The organism is Sorangiineae bacterium MSr11367 (assembly GCA_037157805.1).
GTDB lineage: Bacteria > Myxococcota_A > Polyangia > Polyangiales > Polyangiaceae > Pendulispora > Pendulispora rubella.
Genome location: CP089983.1, coordinates 4,135,117 through 4,154,170, shown reverse-complemented (window position 1 = coordinate 4,154,170; position 19,054 = coordinate 4,135,117). Strand labels below are relative to the sequence as shown.

General features: G+C 66.8%; 17 protein-coding genes and 1 pseudogene. 14 read left to right on the top strand and 4 right to left on the bottom strand.

The genetic code is table 11. The features are described 5' to 3' along the window. The first annotated feature begins 104 nt into the window (after positions 1–104). Both LVJ94_16770 and LVJ94_16765 read left to right on the top strand, forming a co-directional pair. The gene (locus LVJ94_16770; GenBank protein ID WXB08879.1) at positions 105–1,151 is read left to right on the top strand and encodes a beta-eliminating lyase-related protein; all 1,047 of its coding nucleotides are present in this window, start codon (positions 105–107) and stop codon (positions 1,149–1,151) included. After that, positions 1,148–2,257: a tetratricopeptide repeat protein gene (locus tag LVJ94_16765; protein ID WXB08878.1), complete on the top strand. Its 1,110-nt coding sequence runs from the start codon at positions 1,148–1,150 to the stop codon at positions 2,255–2,257. Before LVJ94_16770 ends, LVJ94_16765 begins: the two co-directional genes overlap by 4 nt. A gap of 3 nt (positions 2,258–2,260) precedes the next feature. On the opposite strand, the gene LVJ94_16760 is transcribed toward LVJ94_16765, so the two are convergent. Next, entirely contained in the window at positions 2,261–2,680 is a 420-nt protein-coding gene (locus tag LVJ94_16760) for a hypothetical protein (GenBank protein ID WXB08877.1), read from the bottom strand. Positions 2,681–2,771: 91 nt separating this feature from the next. On the opposite strand from LVJ94_16760, the gene LVJ94_16755 reads away from it, so the two are divergent. Beyond that, complete coding sequence (locus LVJ94_16755; protein ID WXB08876.1) at positions 2,772–3,485, top strand: hypothetical protein; 714 nt, start codon at positions 2,772–2,774, stop codon at positions 3,483–3,485. A 327-nt stretch (positions 3,486–3,812) separates the two neighbouring features. Here LVJ94_16755 and LVJ94_16750 read toward each other — a convergent pair whose 3' ends face one another. Then, the gene (locus LVJ94_16750; GenBank protein ID WXB08875.1) at positions 3,813–4,553 is read right to left on the bottom strand and encodes a hypothetical protein; all 741 of its coding nucleotides are present in this window, start codon (positions 4,551–4,553) and stop codon (positions 3,813–3,815) included. Between LVJ94_16750 and LVJ94_16745 the strand changes: the two genes are divergently transcribed. The 3 genes from LVJ94_16745 to LVJ94_16735 all read left to right on the top strand — a co-directional run bounded on the left by LVJ94_16745 (position 4,531) and on the right by LVJ94_16735 (position 6,845). Continuing rightward, positions 4,531–5,283: an FHA domain-containing protein gene (locus tag LVJ94_16745; protein ID WXB08874.1), complete on the top strand. Its 753-nt coding sequence runs from the start codon at positions 4,531–4,533 to the stop codon at positions 5,281–5,283. The genes LVJ94_16750 and LVJ94_16745 overlap by 23 nt on opposite strands. Beyond that, the gene (locus LVJ94_16740) at positions 5,280–6,494 is read left to right on the top strand and encodes a Stp1/IreP family PP2C-type Ser/Thr phosphatase (protein WXB08873.1); all 1,215 of its coding nucleotides are present in this window, start codon (positions 5,280–5,282) and stop codon (positions 6,492–6,494) included. Before LVJ94_16745 ends, LVJ94_16740 begins: the two co-directional genes overlap by 4 nt. Positions 6,495–6,578: 84 nt before the next feature. Further along, complete coding sequence (locus LVJ94_16735; GenBank protein WXB08872.1) at positions 6,579–6,845, top strand: hypothetical protein; 267 nt, start codon at positions 6,579–6,581, stop codon at positions 6,843–6,845. Positions 6,846–6,861: 16 nt separating this feature from the next. On the opposite strand, the gene LVJ94_16730 is transcribed toward LVJ94_16735, so the two are convergent. Then, entirely contained in the window at positions 6,862–8,427 is a 1,566-nt protein-coding gene (locus LVJ94_16730) for a protein kinase (protein WXB08871.1), read from the bottom strand. Between the two features lie 43 nt (positions 8,428–8,470). Here LVJ94_16730 and LVJ94_16725 point away from each other — a divergent pair, with 43 nt between their 5' ends. The 8 genes and pseudogenes from LVJ94_16725 to LVJ94_16690 all read left to right on the top strand — a co-directional run bounded on the left by LVJ94_16725 (position 8,471) and on the right by LVJ94_16690 (position 17,676). After that, a complete protein-coding gene (locus tag LVJ94_16725; GenBank protein WXB08870.1) occupies positions 8,471–8,986 on the top strand; it encodes an ATP-dependent Clp protease adaptor ClpS in 516 nt (171 codons plus the stop codon). A gap of 2 nt (positions 8,987–8,988) precedes the next feature. Then, positions 8,989–11,370: an ATP-dependent Clp protease ATP-binding subunit ClpA gene (gene clpA, locus LVJ94_16720; protein ID WXB08869.1), complete on the top strand. Its 2,382-nt coding sequence runs from the start codon at positions 8,989–8,991 to the stop codon at positions 11,368–11,370. A gap of 45 nt (positions 11,371–11,415) precedes the next feature. After that, positions 11,416–11,901: a universal stress protein gene (locus LVJ94_16715; protein WXB08868.1), complete on the top strand. Its 486-nt coding sequence runs from the start codon at positions 11,416–11,418 to the stop codon at positions 11,899–11,901. An 86-nt stretch (positions 11,902–11,987) separates the two neighbouring features. Beyond that, positions 11,988–12,536 carry a universal stress protein gene (locus tag LVJ94_16710; GenBank protein WXB08867.1) on the top strand — a complete coding sequence of 183 codons (549 nt, stop codon included), beginning with the start codon at positions 11,988–11,990 and terminating at the stop codon, positions 12,534–12,536. 51 nt (positions 12,537–12,587) lie between these two features. After that, positions 12,588–12,791: pseudogene (locus tag LVJ94_16705) on the top strand (radical SAM protein). A gap of 930 nt (positions 12,792–13,721) precedes the next feature. Next, positions 13,722–14,615 (top strand): radical SAM protein, encoded by an 894-nt coding sequence (locus LVJ94_16700; GenBank protein ID WXB10725.1) that lies wholly within the window; start codon positions 13,722–13,724, stop codon positions 14,613–14,615. 26 nt (positions 14,616–14,641) lie between these two features. Next, positions 14,642–16,654, top strand: coding sequence for a M1 family metallopeptidase (locus LVJ94_16695; protein WXB08866.1), 2,013 nt, complete (start codon positions 14,642–14,644; stop codon positions 16,652–16,654). A 5-nt stretch (positions 16,655–16,659) separates the two neighbouring features. Then, a complete protein-coding gene (locus tag LVJ94_16690; GenBank protein ID WXB08865.1) occupies positions 16,660–17,676 on the top strand; it encodes a hypothetical protein in 1,017 nt (338 codons plus the stop codon). Here the strand turns inward: LVJ94_16690 and glgA are convergent. After that, positions 17,582–19,042, bottom strand: coding sequence for a glycogen synthase GlgA (gene glgA, locus LVJ94_16685; protein WXB08864.1), 1,461 nt, complete (start codon positions 19,040–19,042; stop codon positions 17,582–17,584). The genes LVJ94_16690 and glgA overlap by 95 nt on opposite strands. Positions 19,043–19,054: the final 12 nt, after the last annotated feature.

Below are 19,054 nucleotides of genomic sequence, written 5' to 3'. Positions count from 1 at the left end.
GCCCCCGAGCCCTCGACCGTTTTCGAAACGCACCGAGGCTCCGAGCGCGATCACCGCGCGTCGACCGTCAGCCCCGAAGAAGCTTTCTGATACAAATTGGTTCGATGATCGATCTTCGCAGCGACACGGTGACCCGACCCACCCCCGGCATGCGCCAGGCCATCGCCAGCGCGGAGGTAGGCGATGACGTCTATGGAGACGATCCGACGACCCGCGCGCTCGAAGAAGAAGTCGCAGACCTCCTCGGAAAAGAGGCGGCGATCTTCACGACGACCGGCGTCATGGCCAACCAACTGGCCATCGCCGTCCAAACGCGCCACGGCGACGACGTCATCGTCGGCGAGGGAGCGCACATCATGTGGAACGAGGCCGGTGCGGGCGCCGCGCTCTCCGGCGTGCAATTCGCCGTCGCGGGCCAAGACGGCTTTCTCACCGCCGACGACGTGGAAGGCGCCATCAAACCACCGGCCAAGTGGCTGCCGCGCACCTCGCTCGTCTGCATCGAGAACACGTTGAACCGCGCCGGCGGGCGGGTGTTCCCCCAGGCCAACGTGCTCGCCATCGCCGAGCGCATCGCGCCCCACGGCTTCGGCTTCCACCTCGACGGCGCACGCCTCTGGAACGCGAGCGCGGCTACCGGGATCTCCGTCAAGGAGCTTGCCGCCCCCTTCCACACGACCAGCGTGTGCTTCTCCAAAGGGCTCGGCGCCCCCGTGGGCAGCGCCCTCACCGGGCCCGCAGCCCTCATCCAAGAGGCACGCCGCCTGCGGCAACGTTGGGGCGGCGGTATGCGCCAATCGGGCATCCTCACCGCGGCCGCCCGCTACGCCCTCGCGCACCACCGCACGCGCCTCGTCGAGGATCATGCGAACGCGCGGCACCTCGCCGAGCTTCTCTCCGGCCCCGCGCCGCGCGCCGCGGGCATCTTCGTCGACGCGCACAAGGTGGAGACCAACATCGTCAACGTCGATCTCGACGTCGCCGCGGCCCCCGTCGCCGAGGCCGCACGCGGACTCGGCCTTCTCATCACCGCCACCGCGGCACGGCGTCTGCGTGCGGTCACCCACCTCGACGTCTCCCGCGCCCAGATCGACGAAGCCGCCATCATCCTCCGTCGCGCCGCCGAAGCCTGCCGGGCAGGACACGCATGAGAACCGCCGCCCGCCTCGCATCGATCGCGTTCTTCGCCCTCACCCTCGCGGCATGCCGTGGCGGCAAAGATCCCAACTTCGTGCGCGCCTTCCACGAGGCCGAGCGCGCCCAAACCGCAGGACGCTACGCCGAAGCCGCTGCCCGCTTCGACGAAGCCGCCGCCAAGGCCCCCGACCCACGCGAGAAAGGCCACGCCGCCTACCTCGCCGCCAAAATGCTCGAGCGCTCCGGCGACAACGCGGGTGCGAGCGCCCGCCTCGAAAGCATCGCCCGGCAAGAGCCGCCCACCGAACACACGGCCCGAGCGCTCTACGATCTCGCCGACCTTCGCATCGCTCACGGCGAGCCCGACAAGGGCTACGCGGATCTCGGCACCCTCATCGAAAAGCATCCCTCGAGCGGCATCTCGACCCACGCCCTCGTTCGCCTCGCCGCACACCGCGACGAAACCTCGGGACAGAAGGACACGGTCGTGTGGCTCGACGGCTTGGGCGAGCGTCTCGGAAAATCGGAGCTCGGCGAAACCATCGCCTACCAAGCCGCGCTACGCACGCAGGCCACCGGCGATCTGCCGGGCGCGCACGCACGCTTTCTCGCCATCGTCGACCGATGGCCCTACCCGTACGGCAACACCTTCGACGACTCGCTCTACCGCGCGAGCGAGATCGACGAGACCCTCGGACGGAACGAGGAGGCCATCGCACACTTGAATCGCATGCTCGCCGAACGCGAGACCGCGCACTTGCTCGGCACGTACCAGAGGCCGCGCTACACGCAGGCCGCTCTTCGCATCGCCACGCTCTACCGCGACCGGTTGAACGACCGCGCCAAGGCGCGCGAGGCGTTTCACCGCATCTACACGGACTTCACCACGTCGGTGTACCGTGACGATGCCCTCTGGCAAGAGGCCGAGCTCTATCGCCTCGATGGCGATGCGAACACGGCCTGCTCCCGCGCCTCCACGCTCGTGCGTGAGTTCCCCAACTCACGCTACGTGCCATGCGCGGAGGCCAAATGCCCGAACGTCGCCCGCCCCTCCAAGAGCGACGCTCCAAAGAAGTGTCACGACTACTTGGTCCGCGCGCGAGAGCCGAGCGCGAACTGACGGTCAGTCTTCGTCGTCCTCTTCTTCTTCCTCTTTTTCCTCATCGTCGTCGTCGTCGTCATCTTCGTCGAGGTCTTCGTCCTCTTCGTCGAAGTCGACGTCTTCGTCGTCTTTCTCCTCTTCTTCCTCTTCCTCGGACGAACCCTTCTTGTCGAACTTCACGTCGATGCCGACGTCGCCAAGCTGGGTGTCGAGAAGCTCGAAGAGCTCGTCGATGTCATCTCCTGACCACTCATCGAGCATGTCGGTCAGGAATTCGAAAAAGTCGCCGTTGTCGAGCCTGCGCTCGATCTCTTCTACTTGTTCTTCGGTGAACGCTTCGAGGAGGTCCTCGCGCAACGTCTCCGTGTCGCCTTCTTCGATGGCATCGGCAGCCGATACCCGAATTTGTTTAACAGCACGTTTATCGAGGTAGATCTCCATGGCGCCCCTGAACGGTGGGATGAATGGGCGAATACTGGAAGGCGTTGGGCGCTGTCAATAACGTCCCAAAGAGTTATCCTCAAAAACGGGCATGCGATACGTCACCTGCTTTACCTGCTTGGGGAGCTTTGCGGCGGCGATCGCCTTCGCATCCCCGTCCGTTGCCGTCGCCCAAGAGGGAAACCCCAAGAAAACCGAAGCGGCAAGCGAGGCGCCCATAGGCGGGCACGAGCTTAGCATCTCCGAGCTGACCGCCCAGGCCCCCGCGCCACCTCCACTTCACGTTCCATACCTGCAGTACGGTGTGTCGCTGGCCGGTGAGTTCGTCCTTGCGCCCGGGCCCATCTGCGGCACCACCGCCGAAACGGCATGCGTGCTCGGCACCGGAGGCGGTGTCGCCGTGCGGGTGGGCGTCCGCACGGCCGGGCGCGTGTACATCGGGGGGGCCTACGAGTTCTCCAAGCAGGACTCCGACAGCCTGTACCGCCTGGCCATCTTGCAGCAGGTCCGGGGCGAATTCCGCTACTACCTCGACACGGGCCACGACATCGAGCCGATGGTCCTCGCCGGCGCTGGGGTCGCCGGCTACGGCAACGAATGGGGCACGGACACCGGCGGCCCGCTCGGGTTCCTCGGGGTGGGGGTCGAGCTCCAGATCACCCGGCGAACCGTGGTCGGGCTCGCGCTCTCCTATCGCGGCATCTACCTGGGGCCCTTTACCGACTCGAGCCAAACCCGGCGCGAGGGAGGGGTCGCCTCGTTCCTGGGGTTGGACCTCATCCTCGAGGCCCGCGATCCACTTTGACGGGACAACTGCCACTTGACGGCAAAAGCGTAGGAGGGGTCGTTTGCCCCGCCGTAGCGGCCAGGCCATGGAGTCTCTTGACGGATCCGCTTCCGGGGTGGTCCCATCGGCCAACTTGAACTGCGGAACGTGCGGGCGGGAAAATCCAAGCCATCTGACGTTCTGTCAGGACTGTGGGGCTCGTCTTGCGCCGCGGATCGTTCCACCGACTCCGCCCGTGGGGCTCACCCGCATCGGCCTGACAGGGGACGCTCCGGATCCATCTCCGTCGGGATCCACGCTTACAGGTGCCGGCGCACCCAGTGGCTCCGGTGCCGCCGCCGCGCTCTACGATCTTCCGAAGCGCAGGCCCTCGGTGCCCGAGTTCCAATTCGGCCCGCCGCGTGAGCCCTCCTCGGGTTCCACTGGTTCCGCAGCGCCCGCCGACGACGCGTGCCCCAGCTGCGGTGCGCAAAATCGACCGGGCTCCCGCTTTTGCATCACGTGTGGCCACGTGCTTGGGCAGGTGCTCGGGGAGGCCTCATCGACACCGTCGACGCCATCCGTACCGTCGGCGCCGGCCATCGCGCCCATGCCGATGCTCGCCATCGGCACGGCGCCCAAGGCTGAAGATCCGCCGCCACCGCCCGTTGCAGATGCTGCGGCCAAACCACCGGCGAGCGGAAAGTCGCCCGCCTCGGGCTCGGTGGCCTGCCCCCGTTGCCGTGCGGCGTGCGACGTCTCCGCGTCGTTCTGCAAGTACTGTGGCGCCTCGTTGCTCACGCCCCAGGAGACGGCGGGTGCGAACGCCTCCTCGGCCGCCGACCCGAAGCCGTCCGGAACGGCCCCGACCCAGATCCCGCCCACCTCCCCGCGCGTGAGCAAGCCCGCGCAACCGGCCGCCGTGCCGGCGCCCACCAATCCCGTGACGGCGCCGATGCCGAGGCCCGTCGTCGCCCCGGCCCCCGGTTTGATGAGCGCCGCCCCCACGGCGCCGCCCCCCGCCCCGGACGCACCGGCGCCCGTCGTCGTCCCTCCGAGCCCCGCGAGCCCGAGCAAACCTACGGTGATCGCCGCCCCCGCGGCCAAGAAGAAAGAGCGGGATCCGCGCGGCCGCTTGGTCATCATCGCCAAGGACGGGGGCGAGGGGCAGAGCTTCCCCATCTTCGATAACTTGGACGTCGGCCGCAGCGAAGGTGACGTCGTTCTCGGGGACGATCGCTACCTGTCGCCGCGCCACGCGCGCCTGTTCTGGCAGCGCGATGAGCTTGTTTTGCGCGATTTGGGAAGCACCAACGGCGTCTTCCTCCGCATCTCCAAGAGCCAAAATCCCCATATGGCGCAGCCACTTCAGGACCAAGATTTGATCCTGATAGGACAACAGGTGATAAGGTTTGAAATCGTGAAGGATGCAGAGGAAGGCCTCGGCCCGGCCATGCAGCACGGCACGCTGCTGTTCGGAACCCCGGCGGCACCCCGCCATGCACGCTTGTGCCAGCGCACCGTCGAAGGGGTGACGAGGGACGTCTTCCACGTCCGCAAAGCCGAAACCGTGCTCGGCCGAGAATCGGGGGACATCGTCTTTACCGAGGACCCGTTCCTCTCCCGACGGCACGCGATCATCAAACTGGATCCGGTGCGGAAGACCTTCACCATCGGAGATCTGGGGTCGTCCAACGGCACGTTCCTCCAGATCCGCGGCGACGCGACCCTCAAATCGGGGGACGAGTTCCGAATTGGCCAGCAACTCTTCCGCGTCAACCTCAGCCAAGAGACTCGCTCACCGAGCCTCGAAGGCGCGCCCAAGTCCGTGTCGTGACCCAATCCGAGACACCCATTCCCGCAAACCCGACGGAACAGGGGGGTGGAGCGTCCGAGGAGGCCACCAGCCGGGGGCCCGTCCATGTTCGCGTCTTCGCCCGCACCGACGTGGGGCAAGTGCGTGAGCACAACGAAGACAACTTCCTCGTCGCCGACCTCACGAAGCGTTCTCGCGGCCTGCTGGAGGCCAACCGCGACTGCGATGTCGGCATCCACGGAAGCCTCTTCGCGGTCTGCGACGGGATGGGCGGCGCGGCGGCCGGCGAAATCGCTAGCCAGCTCGCCGTCGACATCATCTACGAAAAGATGCTCGAAGGGCTCGACCCCGCCGTGGTCATCGAGCGCGACGAGCTCGCGCGCCGCCTCGTGCGCGCCGTCGAAGCGGCAGGCCTTCGCATCTTCCAAGAGGCCAAGGTCGACCGCACCCGCCGCGGCATGGGCACCACCGTCACGGCGGCCTCGCTGGTGGACGATCACATGTTCCTCGCGCAGGTCGGCGACTCGCGCGGCTACATCTTGCGGGGCGATCAGCTCATTCAGGTCACACGCGACCAGTCCTTGGTCAACCAGCTCATCGAGGCGGGGCAACTCACCGAAGAGGAAGCGGAGACCTTCGAGCACAACAACATCATCCTGCAGGCGCTCGGCACGGCCGACTCCGTGCAGGTCGATCTGACCTACGTCGAACTGCGCCAAGGTGACGTGCTTCTCCTCTGCTCGGACGGCCTCTCCGGCATGATCCGTTTCGAGGAGATCCGCGAGGTGCTTCGCTCGTGCCCCGAACCCATCGATGCGTGCAAGGCCCTCACCGAGCGCGCAAACCAGGCCGGTGGGCACGACAACATCACGGTCATCATCGCCCACTTCGACGGCGAAGGGCTGAAACCGGGCGACGCCGAGGGAGAGACCCTCCGTTACCGCAAGTACGCGGTGCCCGAAGATCCGAACGACGCGACCACCCCGGGCCGCCGCTCCACGGATCCGGGACGCGATCCCAGCGCCCCTCCTCCCGATGGCGTCCTTTCGATCCCGCCGGCCGCGGGCGACAAGATGGCGGGCTGGCACGAGCAGGGGCCGCATGCAAACCTCGAAAATGGCGAGGAACGCATCGAGATCCCGGGGACGCACATCCCGACGTGGCTGGTGGTCACGTTGATCGTGAGCGTCATCGCCATGCTGGCCGGCGCGGCCATCGTGCTGCTGCGTTGATCGGGCGTTGATCCGCCCTGAATCACGTCGAAACCGAGCAGGGTAACCTGCGCACCGGCTTCCATGCTATAGATTCGCCCGGCGATGGCTGACGGGGAACTTCAGACGGCGACGCACGCGATCCTCTTCGAGGAAGTGGCCGCCGAGAGCACCCGCTGCGACGTGTGCGACAGGCAGGTGGAGCAGGTCGAAGGCGATCCCGATGGGTACGCCGTCGGCGGGAGCGGGCTCTATGTGTGGACCCGCGGCGAAGAAGTTCGCTACGAGGAGCCGCCGCTTTGCGGTCGCTGCGGCACCGCCATCGGCGTGATGGCCCTCGCGCAGTGGGACCTCGAAGAAGACGAAGGCTAGCGCTCCACCGCCGCAGCTACTTTTTGGGCACCGGTTTTCCCGAGGCCGTGGACGCGTCGACCGTAGGCGTCGGCGGCGGTTGAATCGGCACCGGGCCCGTCGAAAGAATGACCGACGGCGAACTTCGCCGCGGCAGATCGTCGGTGCGATGCACGCTCGGCGGCCGCCCGATGACGGGATCCTTGGACGCGTAGGCGACGATGACCACGATGCCCAGCACCACGGCGATCACCGTGAGCAGGATGCCGATGATCTTCGTGGCGAGCATCCCCTTGTCGCGTGGCTCGCGTGGCCCGTTCGCGGCGGTGGGTATGGCGGGCGCGGTGGTCGGCGCCGTCGTGTTCTGCTGCAGGTTCTGTTGGGGGTACGCCTGCCCCGCCGCGTACGGCTGTCCGTACGGCTGCTGCCCCCCCTGGTAAGGAGGAGGGCCGTACGTCCCCCCCGCGGCCGCAGGCATCGGGCCATAGCCGGACATGGAGCCCGCCATCGGCCCTGCGATTTGGCCCCCCATCGACGCGGACAGGTGGCCCCCCATCGAAGGCTCCGTCGGACGCGGCCCCGTCATGTTTGGGCCGGGCATGTTCGGCGCGCCGGCATGCACGATCATCGACGGCGTCTGCTGCACCGCCGCGAGCGGCTGCGTGCCCGCGCGCGCCTGCCCGCCGTGCCCGCCGTGTCCTGTATGCATCGTCGGCACCCGCGGCATCTCGCTGGCGGGCATCACCGCGGTTCCACCTTTCGCGGGCCGCCGCTCCGGAAACAACGCGGGCTGCGATTCCGCGGGCTCGGGCACCCTGCTCAAGGCATTCAAGCCAAGAGCCATCGACAAGCCGTCGGTCAGCTCCCTCGCACTCTGAAAGCGCAACGTCGGATCGCGCGCCACGCCGCGGACCCACCAGTCGTCGAACGCACGCGGCAAATCCGGCGCCGCCTGCGACGGGATCGGGATGTCGTCCTTGAGGATCTGCACCAAAATTTCGCCGAGGCCTTTTCCGGCGAATGGGAAGCGCCCCGTGAGGCAACGAAAGATAATCACCGCGAGCGACCAAAGATCGCTCCGATGGTCGACGTCCTTGCTTCCCTGCGCCTGCTCCGGGCTCATGTAGTGGGGGGTGCCGAGCAAGGCGCCCACCCGGGTGAGTCCTTCGCGCGATTCGTCGACGCTTTTGGCGATGCCAAAATCGAGCACCTTGACGATTTCGCGGTCGTCGTCACGAACGAGGAAGATGTTGTCCGGCTTCAGATCGCGATGCACGATACCGGCCGCGTGGGCTTTCGCGAGCGCACGGCTCACTTGTTCGACGATCGGAACCACCTCGGATGGCGACAGACGACCGCGAGCCTTCAGTCTTTTTCCAAGGTCTTCTCCGACGAGAAGCTCCATCGCAATGTACGGCCGCCCCTGGCACACCCCGTGGTCCAGCACCTGCACCACGTGCGGGCTCCGCAATTGCGCGGCCGCCTTCGCCTCGCGCTCGAATCTCGCCTGCGTCTCCGCGTGCCCTACGAACTCGCTATCGATGAACTTGACCGCGCACGGAATGTCCAGGCTGAGAAGCGTCGCCTCCCAAACCGAACCCATCCCACCCCTACCAAGAAGTCGATTAAGTCGGAACCGTCCCCCTATGACTTCATTTTCTGCGAGCGGTCGCATCGAGCCTTTCGATTATCCGAGCAATTTACAGAAGCCACAAGTGGCTGGCCTTGATCCAGGCAGGCTGTCGGCGGGGGTTGCGCATCGTTCCAGGAGAACCGAAGTTGGGGGCGCCATGTGGGTGGTCGCGTCCGAACCCAAAAAACCGCAGAACCCGGGTCCGCCGCAAGGTCCGGGAGATCCAGGCGAATCTGGAGAATCCGACGTCGATGTGGACGAGAGGACTTTGCCGACGACCGTTCGTCGCTACAAAGTTGTCTTTCACAACGACGACTACACAACGATGGAATTCGTGGTCGACTGCCTCATGACCTTCTTCCACAAGAGCGAAACGGAAGCGACGCACGTCATGTTGACCGTGCACCGAAAAGGGAGCGCCGTTGCAGGAATTTATCCGCGCGAAGTCGCAGAGACGAAGGTTGAGCAAGTGATGGATCACGCACGCAAGCACGGGATGCCGCTGCTTCTCACCGCGGAGCCCGAGTGACCATGCGCATCAGTCCGGAAGTCGAAATTGCCCTGACCCTGGCCGCCAACGAAGCGGCCCGCCGCCGTCATGAATACGTGACGCTCGAGCACCTGCTCTACGCCCTGCTTTTCGACGACGCGACCGCCTTGGTCGTGCGCCACGCCGGGGGCGACGTTTCGCGCTTGAAAAAGCAGCTCGAACGCTACCTCGACGACAAACTCGAGCCGCTGCCCGAAGGCGCCTCGTCCACGCCCACGCCGGCCCTCGGCGTGCAGCGTGTCATCCGCCGTGCGCTGCAGCACGTGCAATCGTCGGGCAAAGAAGAGGTCAAAGGCGCGAACGTCCTGGTCGCCGTCTTCGCCGAGCGCGAGTCGTTTGCTGCGAGCTTGCTCGAACAATCGGGCGTCACCCGGCTGGACGTGGTGGCGTACCTTTCCCACGGCGTCTCCAAGCTCGACGAGCCGGACGACGCACGCGAGGCCGGCGGCGACGCCGGGGATGGCGATGCCCCGGAAGCCTCTCCCGGCGAACCGGGGGGTGCGCGTCCGTCGCGGGATCCGCTCAAGGCGTACTGCATCAATTTGAACGAGCAGGCGCGCGAAAACCGCATCGATCCGCTCATCGGTCGCCAGCGCGAGGTGGAGCGCATGGTGCAGATCCTCTCGCGGCGCAAGAAGAACAACCCGCTGCTGGTCGGCGACGCCGGCGTGGGCAAGACGGCCATCGCCGAAGGCCTCGCGCTGAAAATCGAGCGCAAAGAAGTGCCTCCGGCGCTTCAAGACGCCAAAGTCTTCCAGCTCGACATGGGCGCGCTGGTCGCGGGCACCCGCTTCCGGGGCGACTTCGAGGAGCGCATCAAGGCCGTGGTGAAGGCGCTCGGCAAGGTGGAGGGCGCAGTCCTCTTCATCGACGAGATCCACACCATCGTGGGCGCCGGCGCGACGAGTGGCGGCAGCATGGACGCGTCGAACCTGCTCAAGCCGGCGCTCGCCTCGGGCCGTTTGCGCTGCATCGGCTCGACCACGTTCGAGGAATTCCGCCAGCATTTCGAGCGCGATCGGGCACTCGCTCGGCGCTTTCAAAAGGTGGAAGTGCTCGAGCCCAGCGTCGAGGACACCGTGAAGATCCTCATCGGCCTGCGCACGCAGTACGAAGACTTCCACGGCGTGCGCTATGCGGATCCGGCCATCGAGGCGGCCGCGCAGCTCGCAGCGAAGCACCTGCACGACAAAAAGCTGCCCGACAAGGCCATCGATCTCATCGACGAATCGGGCGCCAGCGTGAAGCTTGCGCACACGACGACGTCCATGTTCTCCAGTGATTCGCCCGCCACACCGGCGAAGGACAAGGAATCGCCGGCGGAGCGCCCGATCGTGAATGTGAGCGACGTCGAAACCGTGCTCGCCCGCATGGCGCAGATCCCGCCGCGGGAAGTGTCCACCAGCGACAAAGATCGGTTGAAGAACCTCGAGCACGAGCTCAAGGGGGTCATCTTCGGGCAGGATTTGGCCATCGATCAGCTCACCAGCGCCATCAAGCTGTCGCGCGCGGGGCTGCGCAGTCCGGAGAAGCCGATCGGATCGTTCCTGTTTACGGGACCGACGGGTGTCGGCAAGACCGAAGTGGCCAAGCAGCTCGCGAAGATCCTGGGCATCTCGTTCATCCGCTTCGACATGAGCGAGTACATGGAGCGCCACACCGTCTCGCGGTTGATCGGCGCACCGCCGGGTTACGTCGGCTTCGATCAGGGCGGTCTTTTGACGGACGCCATCGCCAAGACGCCGCATGCGGTGCTCCTGCTCGACGAAATCGAGAAGGCACACGGCGACGTTTTCAACGTGCTCCTGCAGGTGATGGACCACGGCAAGCTGACCGACAACAATGGCAAATCCAGCGATTTCCGTCATGTCATCCTGCTCATGACGAGCAACGTGGGCGCGCGCGATCTGGCGCGACGCCAAGTCGGATTCCACGGCGGTCGCGACGTGGGCGAGGCCGATCGCGAGTTCAAGCGGATGTTCAGCCCCGAGTTCCGCAACCGGCTCGATGCACGCATCCCGTTCGATTCGCTTTCGCCCGCCATCATGGGCCAGGTGGTCGACAAGTTCGTGACCGAGCTGAACGCGCAGCTGGCCGAGCGAAGCGTCACGTTGTCCATCACGGGCGCGGCGCGCGATTGGCTCGCCGAGAAGGGCTACGATCCCGAGAACGGCGCGCGTCCCCTCGCCCGGGTCATCCAGGACGAGGTGAAGCGCCCGCTCAGCGAAGAGCTGCTCTTCGGCAAGCTCGAACACGGTGGCAAGGTTCAGGTCGACGCCGAAGACGGCAAGCTGGTCCTTCGCTACGAGGCCGCGGTGCCCGAAGCTCCCAAAGCCGAGGCGGTTCCCGAAGCCCTGAACTAGCCCGGACGCAGCCCATGCTGGCGTAGCCCATGCAACAGCGTGGTTATGCTCGCCCTCCGCAGGATTCTCGTTCCGGTCGATTTCACCGAAAGCTCGGATCGTGCGCTCGACTACGCGATCGAGCTTGCGGCACCGTTCGATGCGTCCGTCTTCGTGATGCACGCCTACGAGGTGCCGGTGTACGGCTTTCCCGACGGCGCGTTCATCGCCAACGGCGACGTGGCCGCACGCATCAGCACCGCCGCGCAGAAGGCGTTGGATGCGCTCGTCGATTCGCGCAAAGAGAAAGGCGTCCCACTCAAGGCGATTCTCCGCACCGGCGTCGCCTGGGAGGAGACCAACCACGTGGCCGACGAGCTTGCGGCCGACCTCATCGTGATCAGCACCCACGGCCGGCGCGGCCTTGCACGGGCCCTCCTGGGAAGCGTGGCCGAGAACATCATCCGCACGACCCCGCGTCCCGTGCTCGTCATTCACGGGCACCGCGACTCGTCGGCGTGGCAGGCAGCGGAGCGCGTTTCGCGTCCTTGATCCTGCTTCGGCTCGCGCTCGAGCCGGGGCAATTTTCCTCACTGTGGCACGTGCCAGCACGTCGATTCCGACACGAGGTGGCCGTCATGCACAACATCGAGAGCACCCCAGCGTCGCCCGCTTCCACACGCAGGCTCGCCGAAGACGAATTGACGACCATCGTCGTCGGCCTCGACTTTTCGCTCCATGGCGAGGACGCCCTCTGGTTCGCCGAGAACCTGTCCCGCGCCAACCCGAAGGCCACCCTTCATCTCGTCCACGTGGTCGCCCCACCGATGGGCGTGGTCGGTGTCCTCGGCGCCCCCATCGACGCCTCGGCCCCCGTCACCGGCATGCTCGAGCGCGCCCGCAGCGAACTGGAACGGGTGTGCTCCAGCGTTCCGGTGTGGCTCGAGGGGCGCGTCGTCGGCCACGTCCGCACCGGCGACTCGGCACGCGAGATCACCGCGCTCGCCCGTGAGCTCGACGCGGACCTCATCGTCATCGGCACCCACGCCCGCACCGGCCTAGGCCGCGTCTTCTTGGGATCTCTGGCCGAGAGCATCAGCCGCCACGCCCCATGCTCGGTCCTGATCGCCCACGAACTGCGCCCCCGCACGAGCGCGCCGCCAACGAGCAGCCCCGCCTACAGGTAACTTCGAGAGCGGCGCTGGACACTGTACGCATGTACAGTTACATTCTCCGCGATGCGCCCCCTTCCCATCGCGAACCCGCCGAATCCCTGGGCGTCCACCGAGGTTCGCTACATGGAGGGCGAAGCGCCCCATGCGGACCTGCAGGTCTTCGAGGACCACACCCGCCAGATCCTCTCCAAGAACGACAGCCCCGACGTCGGCTTCACCTGGAGCGTGAACCCTTACCGCGGATGCTTCCACGCCTGCGCGTACTGCCTCGACGGCGACACCCCCATCCTTCTCGGCGACGCCACCACCCGCTCCCTCCGTGCGCTCAAGGTGGGCGACACCGTCTACGGCACCGCCCTCGACGGGAAATACCGCCGCTACGTGCGCACCCAGGTGCTGGCCCACTGGCAAACGATCAAACCCGCCTACCGCATCCGCCTCGCCGACGGGACGGAGCTCATCGCCAGTGGAGACCATCGCTTCCTCACGAACCGCGGCTGGAAGTACGTGACCGGCCGGACGCAGGGCCGCCTTCGACGGCCCCATCTCACAACCGGCAACGAGCTTCTCGGGCTCGGGCGGTTCGCGTCCACACCGATGCCCTCGAATGACTATCGACGGGGCTACCTCACGGGCATGGTTCGAGTCCACGGCGGCCAGCACCCGTTCCGCTTGGCGCTGGTCGATCTCGAGGCACTGCGGCGAACGCGTGCCTACCTCGAGGAAATCGATGTGTCGCTTGGGGAGGAGTACGTCGTTCGCCAGGCCACGGCGCTCAGAAAGCCGGTTTTCGCCGTTCGCCCCCAGGCATACGCCACCGTGGACAAGATTCGAGAAGCCGTCCAGTGGCCGACGGATCCCTCGACGGAGTGGTCCCGAGGATTTCTCGCGGGCATCTTCGACGCCGAGGGAAGCTTCAGCTGCCGCGTCTTGCGGATCTCCAGCACCGATCCGGTCATCCTCGAGCAAACGATGAATGGCCTTCGCGTCTGGGGATTCGACGCTGTCCTCGAGCCCCCACACGCCGGTCACGCCGCCAGCAACGTGCGCCTTCGGGGCGGCCTGCGCGACCACCTCCGCTTCTTTCACACGGTCGACCCAGCCATCACGCGCAAACGGAACATCGAAACACTTGCCATCAAGAACGCCGCGGCCCTGGGCGTGACTGCGATCGAGCCCCTCGGCTGCGACATTCCCATGTACGACATCACCACCGGCACGGGTGACTTCATCGCCAACGGGGTGGTCAGCCACAACTGCTACGCGCGGCCGGGGCACGAGTATTTGAGCTTTGGCGCCGGCACCGATTTCGAGCGGAAGATCGTGGTCAAGCCGCAAGCGCCCGAGCTGTTGCGCGAAGCGTTCGACAAGCCTGCCTGGAAGGGCGACATGCTGGCGTTCAGCGGGGTGACCGATTGTTACCAGCCGCTCGAAGCCTCGTATCGGCTCACGCGCGGGTGCCTCGAGGTGTGTGCAGAGTACAAGAACCCGGTGGGGATCATCACCAAGTCGCCCCTCATCGAGCGGGACATCGACGTGCTCGCGCGGCTGACGGAGGTCGCCCACGTCAGCGTGGGGGTGAGCATCCCGTTTTGGGATCCGGAGAAGGCGCGCGCCATGGAGCCATACGTGGCCACGCCGCAGCGGCGGATGCGCATCGTCGAAAAGCTGGCCTCGCACGGCATCCGGGTGGGCGTGAGTGTGGCGCCCATCATCCCGGGACTCGGGGACGAGGAGATTGGCGACGTCCTCAAGGCCGCCAAAGACGCGGGCGCCACCTCGGCGGGCTGGGTCCTGCTGCGCCTTCCCGGACCGGTGGCGCCGGTGTTCGAGGAGCGGCTGCGCGCCGCCCTCCCGTTGCGCGCCGAAAAGGTGCTGCGGCGCATCCGTGAGACCCGAGGCGGCAAGCTCTATCAGTCGGAATTCCATAAGCGCGGAAGCGGCGAAGGAAACTATGCCCAGATGATTGGCGCGCTTTTCGAGCGGACCGCCCAGCGTCTCGGCCTCGACCCGGTTCCTTGGTCCAATCTGAAATTTTCGGACACCTTCCAGCGACCCGTACGAAAGGGGGCGCAACTGACGCTCTTCTAACGCTCGAAATTGGATAACCTCGCACCGTGACCGTTTCTCGTTCGCTCGCGTTCGTCCTTTGTCTCGGTGCGTGTGCTCCTGGATCGTGGCCCGTCTCCGAATCGGCTGCGCCCGCGGAAAATGCGGCGACGGCGGGCAGCCCGGTGGCGGAGCCCTTTGCGGCCGACGTGCCCGTGCCCGAGCACGCGGAAGACGTCGTCGACTACACGTTGGAGGCGAAGCTCGATCCCGTGGCGCACACGCTCCACGGCACGGGGACCATCACGTGGCGCAACACGAGCGACACGCCCCAGTCGGAACTTTGGCTTCACCTCTATTTGAACGCCTTCAAGAACGAGAAGAGCGTCTTTCTCCGCGAGCCGGTTGGCTCCGGGGCCCGCGGCGGCACCCTGCCCGACGAGTGGGGATACATCGACGTGCGCCGCCTGGCCTTGCGGGGCGACACGCCGGAAGGCGCCGTGGACCTGTGGCCCCAGGCGGAACTGCACCGCCCCGACGACGAAGACGAAACCGATGCGCGCGTGCCGCTACCCCACCCCGTGGCGCCCGGCGAAGCCATCACCTTGGAGGTCACGTTCGACGACAAGCTGCCCACCGTCGTCGAGCGAACCGGCTACTACGGCTCGTTCCACATGGTGGCGCAGTGGTTTCCCAAGATCGCGCGCCTCGAGAAAGACGGCCGCTGGGCCCACTTTCCGTTTCACCACCTCGCCGAGTTCTACGCCGACTACGGCACCTACGACGTGACCTTGAACGTCCCGGAGGCCTTCATCCTCGGCGCCACGGGCACGGCCACCGAATCGCGCATCGAGGGCGGGCGCCGCATCGAACGGCACGTCCAGGCCGACGTGCACGACTTCGCGTGGACCGCGTGGGACCGGTTCCAGACGATGCGCGAGACCATCGACGGCGTCGCGATCACCATGCTGTATCCGCCCGGGTTCGAGTACAGCGCCTCGCGCCAGATGGCCGGCCTTCGCTTTACCATTCCGTACTTCGGTCAGCGCTACGGGCGCTACCCGTACCCCATTTTGACGGTGGTCCACCCACCACGCCGCGCCCAGGAAGCCGGCGGCATGGAATACCCGACGCTCATCACCACCGGAGCGGCCTGGTACGGCCCCCCGGGCGTCTACACGACCGAGAGCATCGCGATCCACGAGTATGGCCACGAGTACTTCTACGGGCTCCTTGGCTCGAACGAGGTCAAGTGGCCCTTCCTCGACGAAGGGCTCAATTCCTTCGCGCAGCAAGACGTCATGGACGCGTACCTGGGTGCGGGCTCCTTGGCCGACGTGTTCGGCCTCAAGGTCAGCGACGTCACCCCGCAGGCCGTCGGCGGAAATTACCTTGCGCACGAAGAACCGGTGGCGCAACCCGCGTACGCGTTCTCCACGGGATGGAACTATGGGGGGCTGGTCTACGCACGCACCGCGGCCATCGTGGAGACCATTCGGCGTGTCTACGGGGACGACATCGTGCGAAAGGCCATGGGCCTCTACGCGCGCAGATGGCGCTTTCGGCACCCGACACCGGAAGACTTCCTCGCGTGCTTCACCGAGGTGGTCGGCCAGGGCGCCTCGGAGAATCTGCGCGCGGCGCTCTTCGACAAAGGATGGATCGACTACGAAGTCACCGATCTGTCGAGCCGCCGCAAGAAGACCGCGACGGGCATCTACGATCGCGACGGCCGCCGCGAAACGGTCGCCACCAGCGCCCCCGCCAACGACCGCTTCGACGGCTGGGCACTCATCACGCGGCGCGGGACGTTGACCTTGCCCGTCGACATCGATCTGGTGCTCGAAGATGGCTCGCGAAAGCGCGTGCATTGGGATGGCCAGGGCGACGACTTCCGCGTTCCCTACGACGGCAACGTCCCGCTCGAGGCCGCCGTGGTCGACCCCGAAAATCGCGTTCTGCTCGACGAAGATCGCACGAACAACCACCGCGGCACCTTGGGATCCGCGCACATGCCCGCCCGCACGTTGGAACGAACCACCTATTGGGCCGAGCTGCTCCTGCAGCTCGTCACGCCTTGACCACCATGGATCGCACCACGGAATCACACGATTTGGTCCTGCTCGCGAACGACGCCATGCGCGCGCGCCATCGCCCCTGGATGATCGCGCTCGTGTGGGCTTGGGAGGTCGTCTGGGCCTTCGCCATCGCATGGCCCGTCGGCCGCATGGCCGCACGGGCCTATGGCACGCACCCCGACGGCGACGGCGTGTTCTTTCGCGCGGGCGCCCTCGAATTGGCCGACTTCGTCGTGCACGGGCTGCGCGCGCTGCCGGCCGTGGTCGGCCACATGACCGTGCTCGTGCCGGCGGCGCTGCTCCTCGGCCTGCTGCCACTGGCCGCGCTCATGGCGTCCATGACGCACGCCACGCGCGATCGGCGTGCGCCCCGACTCCGCCAGCTCTGGCCCTATGTCCTGGGCAGCTTCACGCCGATGGCGGGCCTGCTCATCCTCGCGAGCATCGCCATGGTGACCTCGGGCGCCGCCGTCATCGCCCTCGGCACGGCCGTCGCGGGGATCTACGCGGAGGGCAACCACGTCGGTGGCGAGCCGCGCGCCGATTGGCTCGGCCTCAGCGTCGCGGCAGCCGGCCTCCTGGTCCCGTGCTTCGTCGGGATCCTGCACGACATGGCGCGCGCGGCGGTGGTTCGCTTTCGCGTGAAATCCGTGCGCGCCATCGTCCTCGCGTGGAGGGCCCTGGTCCTCCACCCGGCGGGCGATTGTTGGTCCTACGTGTGGCGCGCCCTCGTCTCGTGGGGGCTCGTGGCCCTCGGGGCGCTCGTGGCCTCGCGCCTCGGAGGCCGCCCCGGCGTGGCCCTGGTCGCGCTCTTCGTCGTGCACCAGGCCATCGTCGTCTCGCGCGTGGCGCTGCGGGCATCGTGGCTCGCCAGGGCGCTGCGATCCCTCGACAGCGCGCACAGCGTCCCGGCGCGCCGCGAGGCGCCGGTCACGTGGCCCCCGCCGCCCCCGCCGGAGAAAGAGCCCGATATACCTGTTCATAACGACGAGCCGGCCGTTCCCATCCTCGATCAAGGCGCATGATCCGCCGCACCAGGCGAGGCCACTCTTCCATTTCCCGCGCCGCCAGCGCGCGCTCGATGGCCCCGAGCAGCGCCTCGCCGGTGGGCTCCTCGAAGACGAACCCGGTCCCCGTCTCCAGGGCCGCATCGCAATCGACCACCGTGTCGACGAGGCCGCCCGTCGCACGCACCACCGGCACCGCGCCGTAGCGCTGCGCATAGAGCTGCACCAGCCCGCACGGCTCGTAGCGACTCGGCACGGTGACGATGTCCGCACCGGCGAAAATGCGGTGCACCAGCGGCTCACTCGCCGCGCGCACGAACACCACGCGCCCGTGCGAGCGCTCCGCCTGCTGCGTGATGCGCGCCGCCGTCGCATCGTCGCCGTCGCCGGCGATGACCACGACCGCCTCCGTCGCGCGAAGCAGCCGCGGAATCGCCTCCAGCAGCAGATCGACGCCCTTCTGCGGAACCAGCCGGCCCACGAAGGCCACGATGCCGCCCGTCGTGTCCACGGAGAACCCGAGCTCGTGCAGCAGCGCCCCACGGCAGCGCGCCCGGTTCGAGGCATCTTCCGCATCGTAGCGCGCAGCAATCGCGGTGTCCGTCGCCGGGTTCCACACGGCGTAGTCGACGCCGTTGACGATGCCGGTGATGGGGGCACGCGAACGAATCACGCCTTCGAGCTGGTAGCCCTGCCCCTCGGTGACCAACTCCTGCGCATACGTCGCGCTCACCGTGGTCACCACGTCGGCCGAAAGGATCGCCTGCTTCAACAGGTTGGCCTTGCCGTAAAACTCCAGCCCATCGACGGTGAAGCGCCCCCAATCGAAGCCGAGCTGCGGGACCGTCTCTTTGGGGAACACGCCCTGGTGCGCCACGTTGTGGATCGTGAACACCGAGCGCGTCTTCGCGCCCTCGGGGAGCAACTCCGGCAGGTACGCGGAGACGAGGCCCGTCGCCCAATCGTGCGCGTGCACGATGTCGAACGGCACCCCCGAGCGCGCCCGCTGGGCGGCAATCTCGGCCGCGGCGCGCGACAGCACCGCGAAGCGCAGCGCATTGTCGGCGTAGTCCTCGCCGCGCTCGCCATACACACCAGGCCGATCGTAGAGGCCGGGCACGTCGACCAGCACGATGTCGATCTGCGAAGGCAGCCGCCCGTCGAACACGGTCACCTCGAAGGTGCGATCGCCCAGCGAAAACGTGAGCGGCGTCAGCCGTCGCGCGAACATGAGCCCCTGCTCGAACGCCGGAAAGCGCGGCAGCAGGATGGTGACGCGATGCCCGAGCGCACGCAGCGCCTTGGGCAGCGCCGCCACCACGTCGGCAAGACCGCCGACCTTGACGAACGGGGCCAGTTCCGTCGACAAAAAGAGGATTTCCATCGGGGCAAGCTT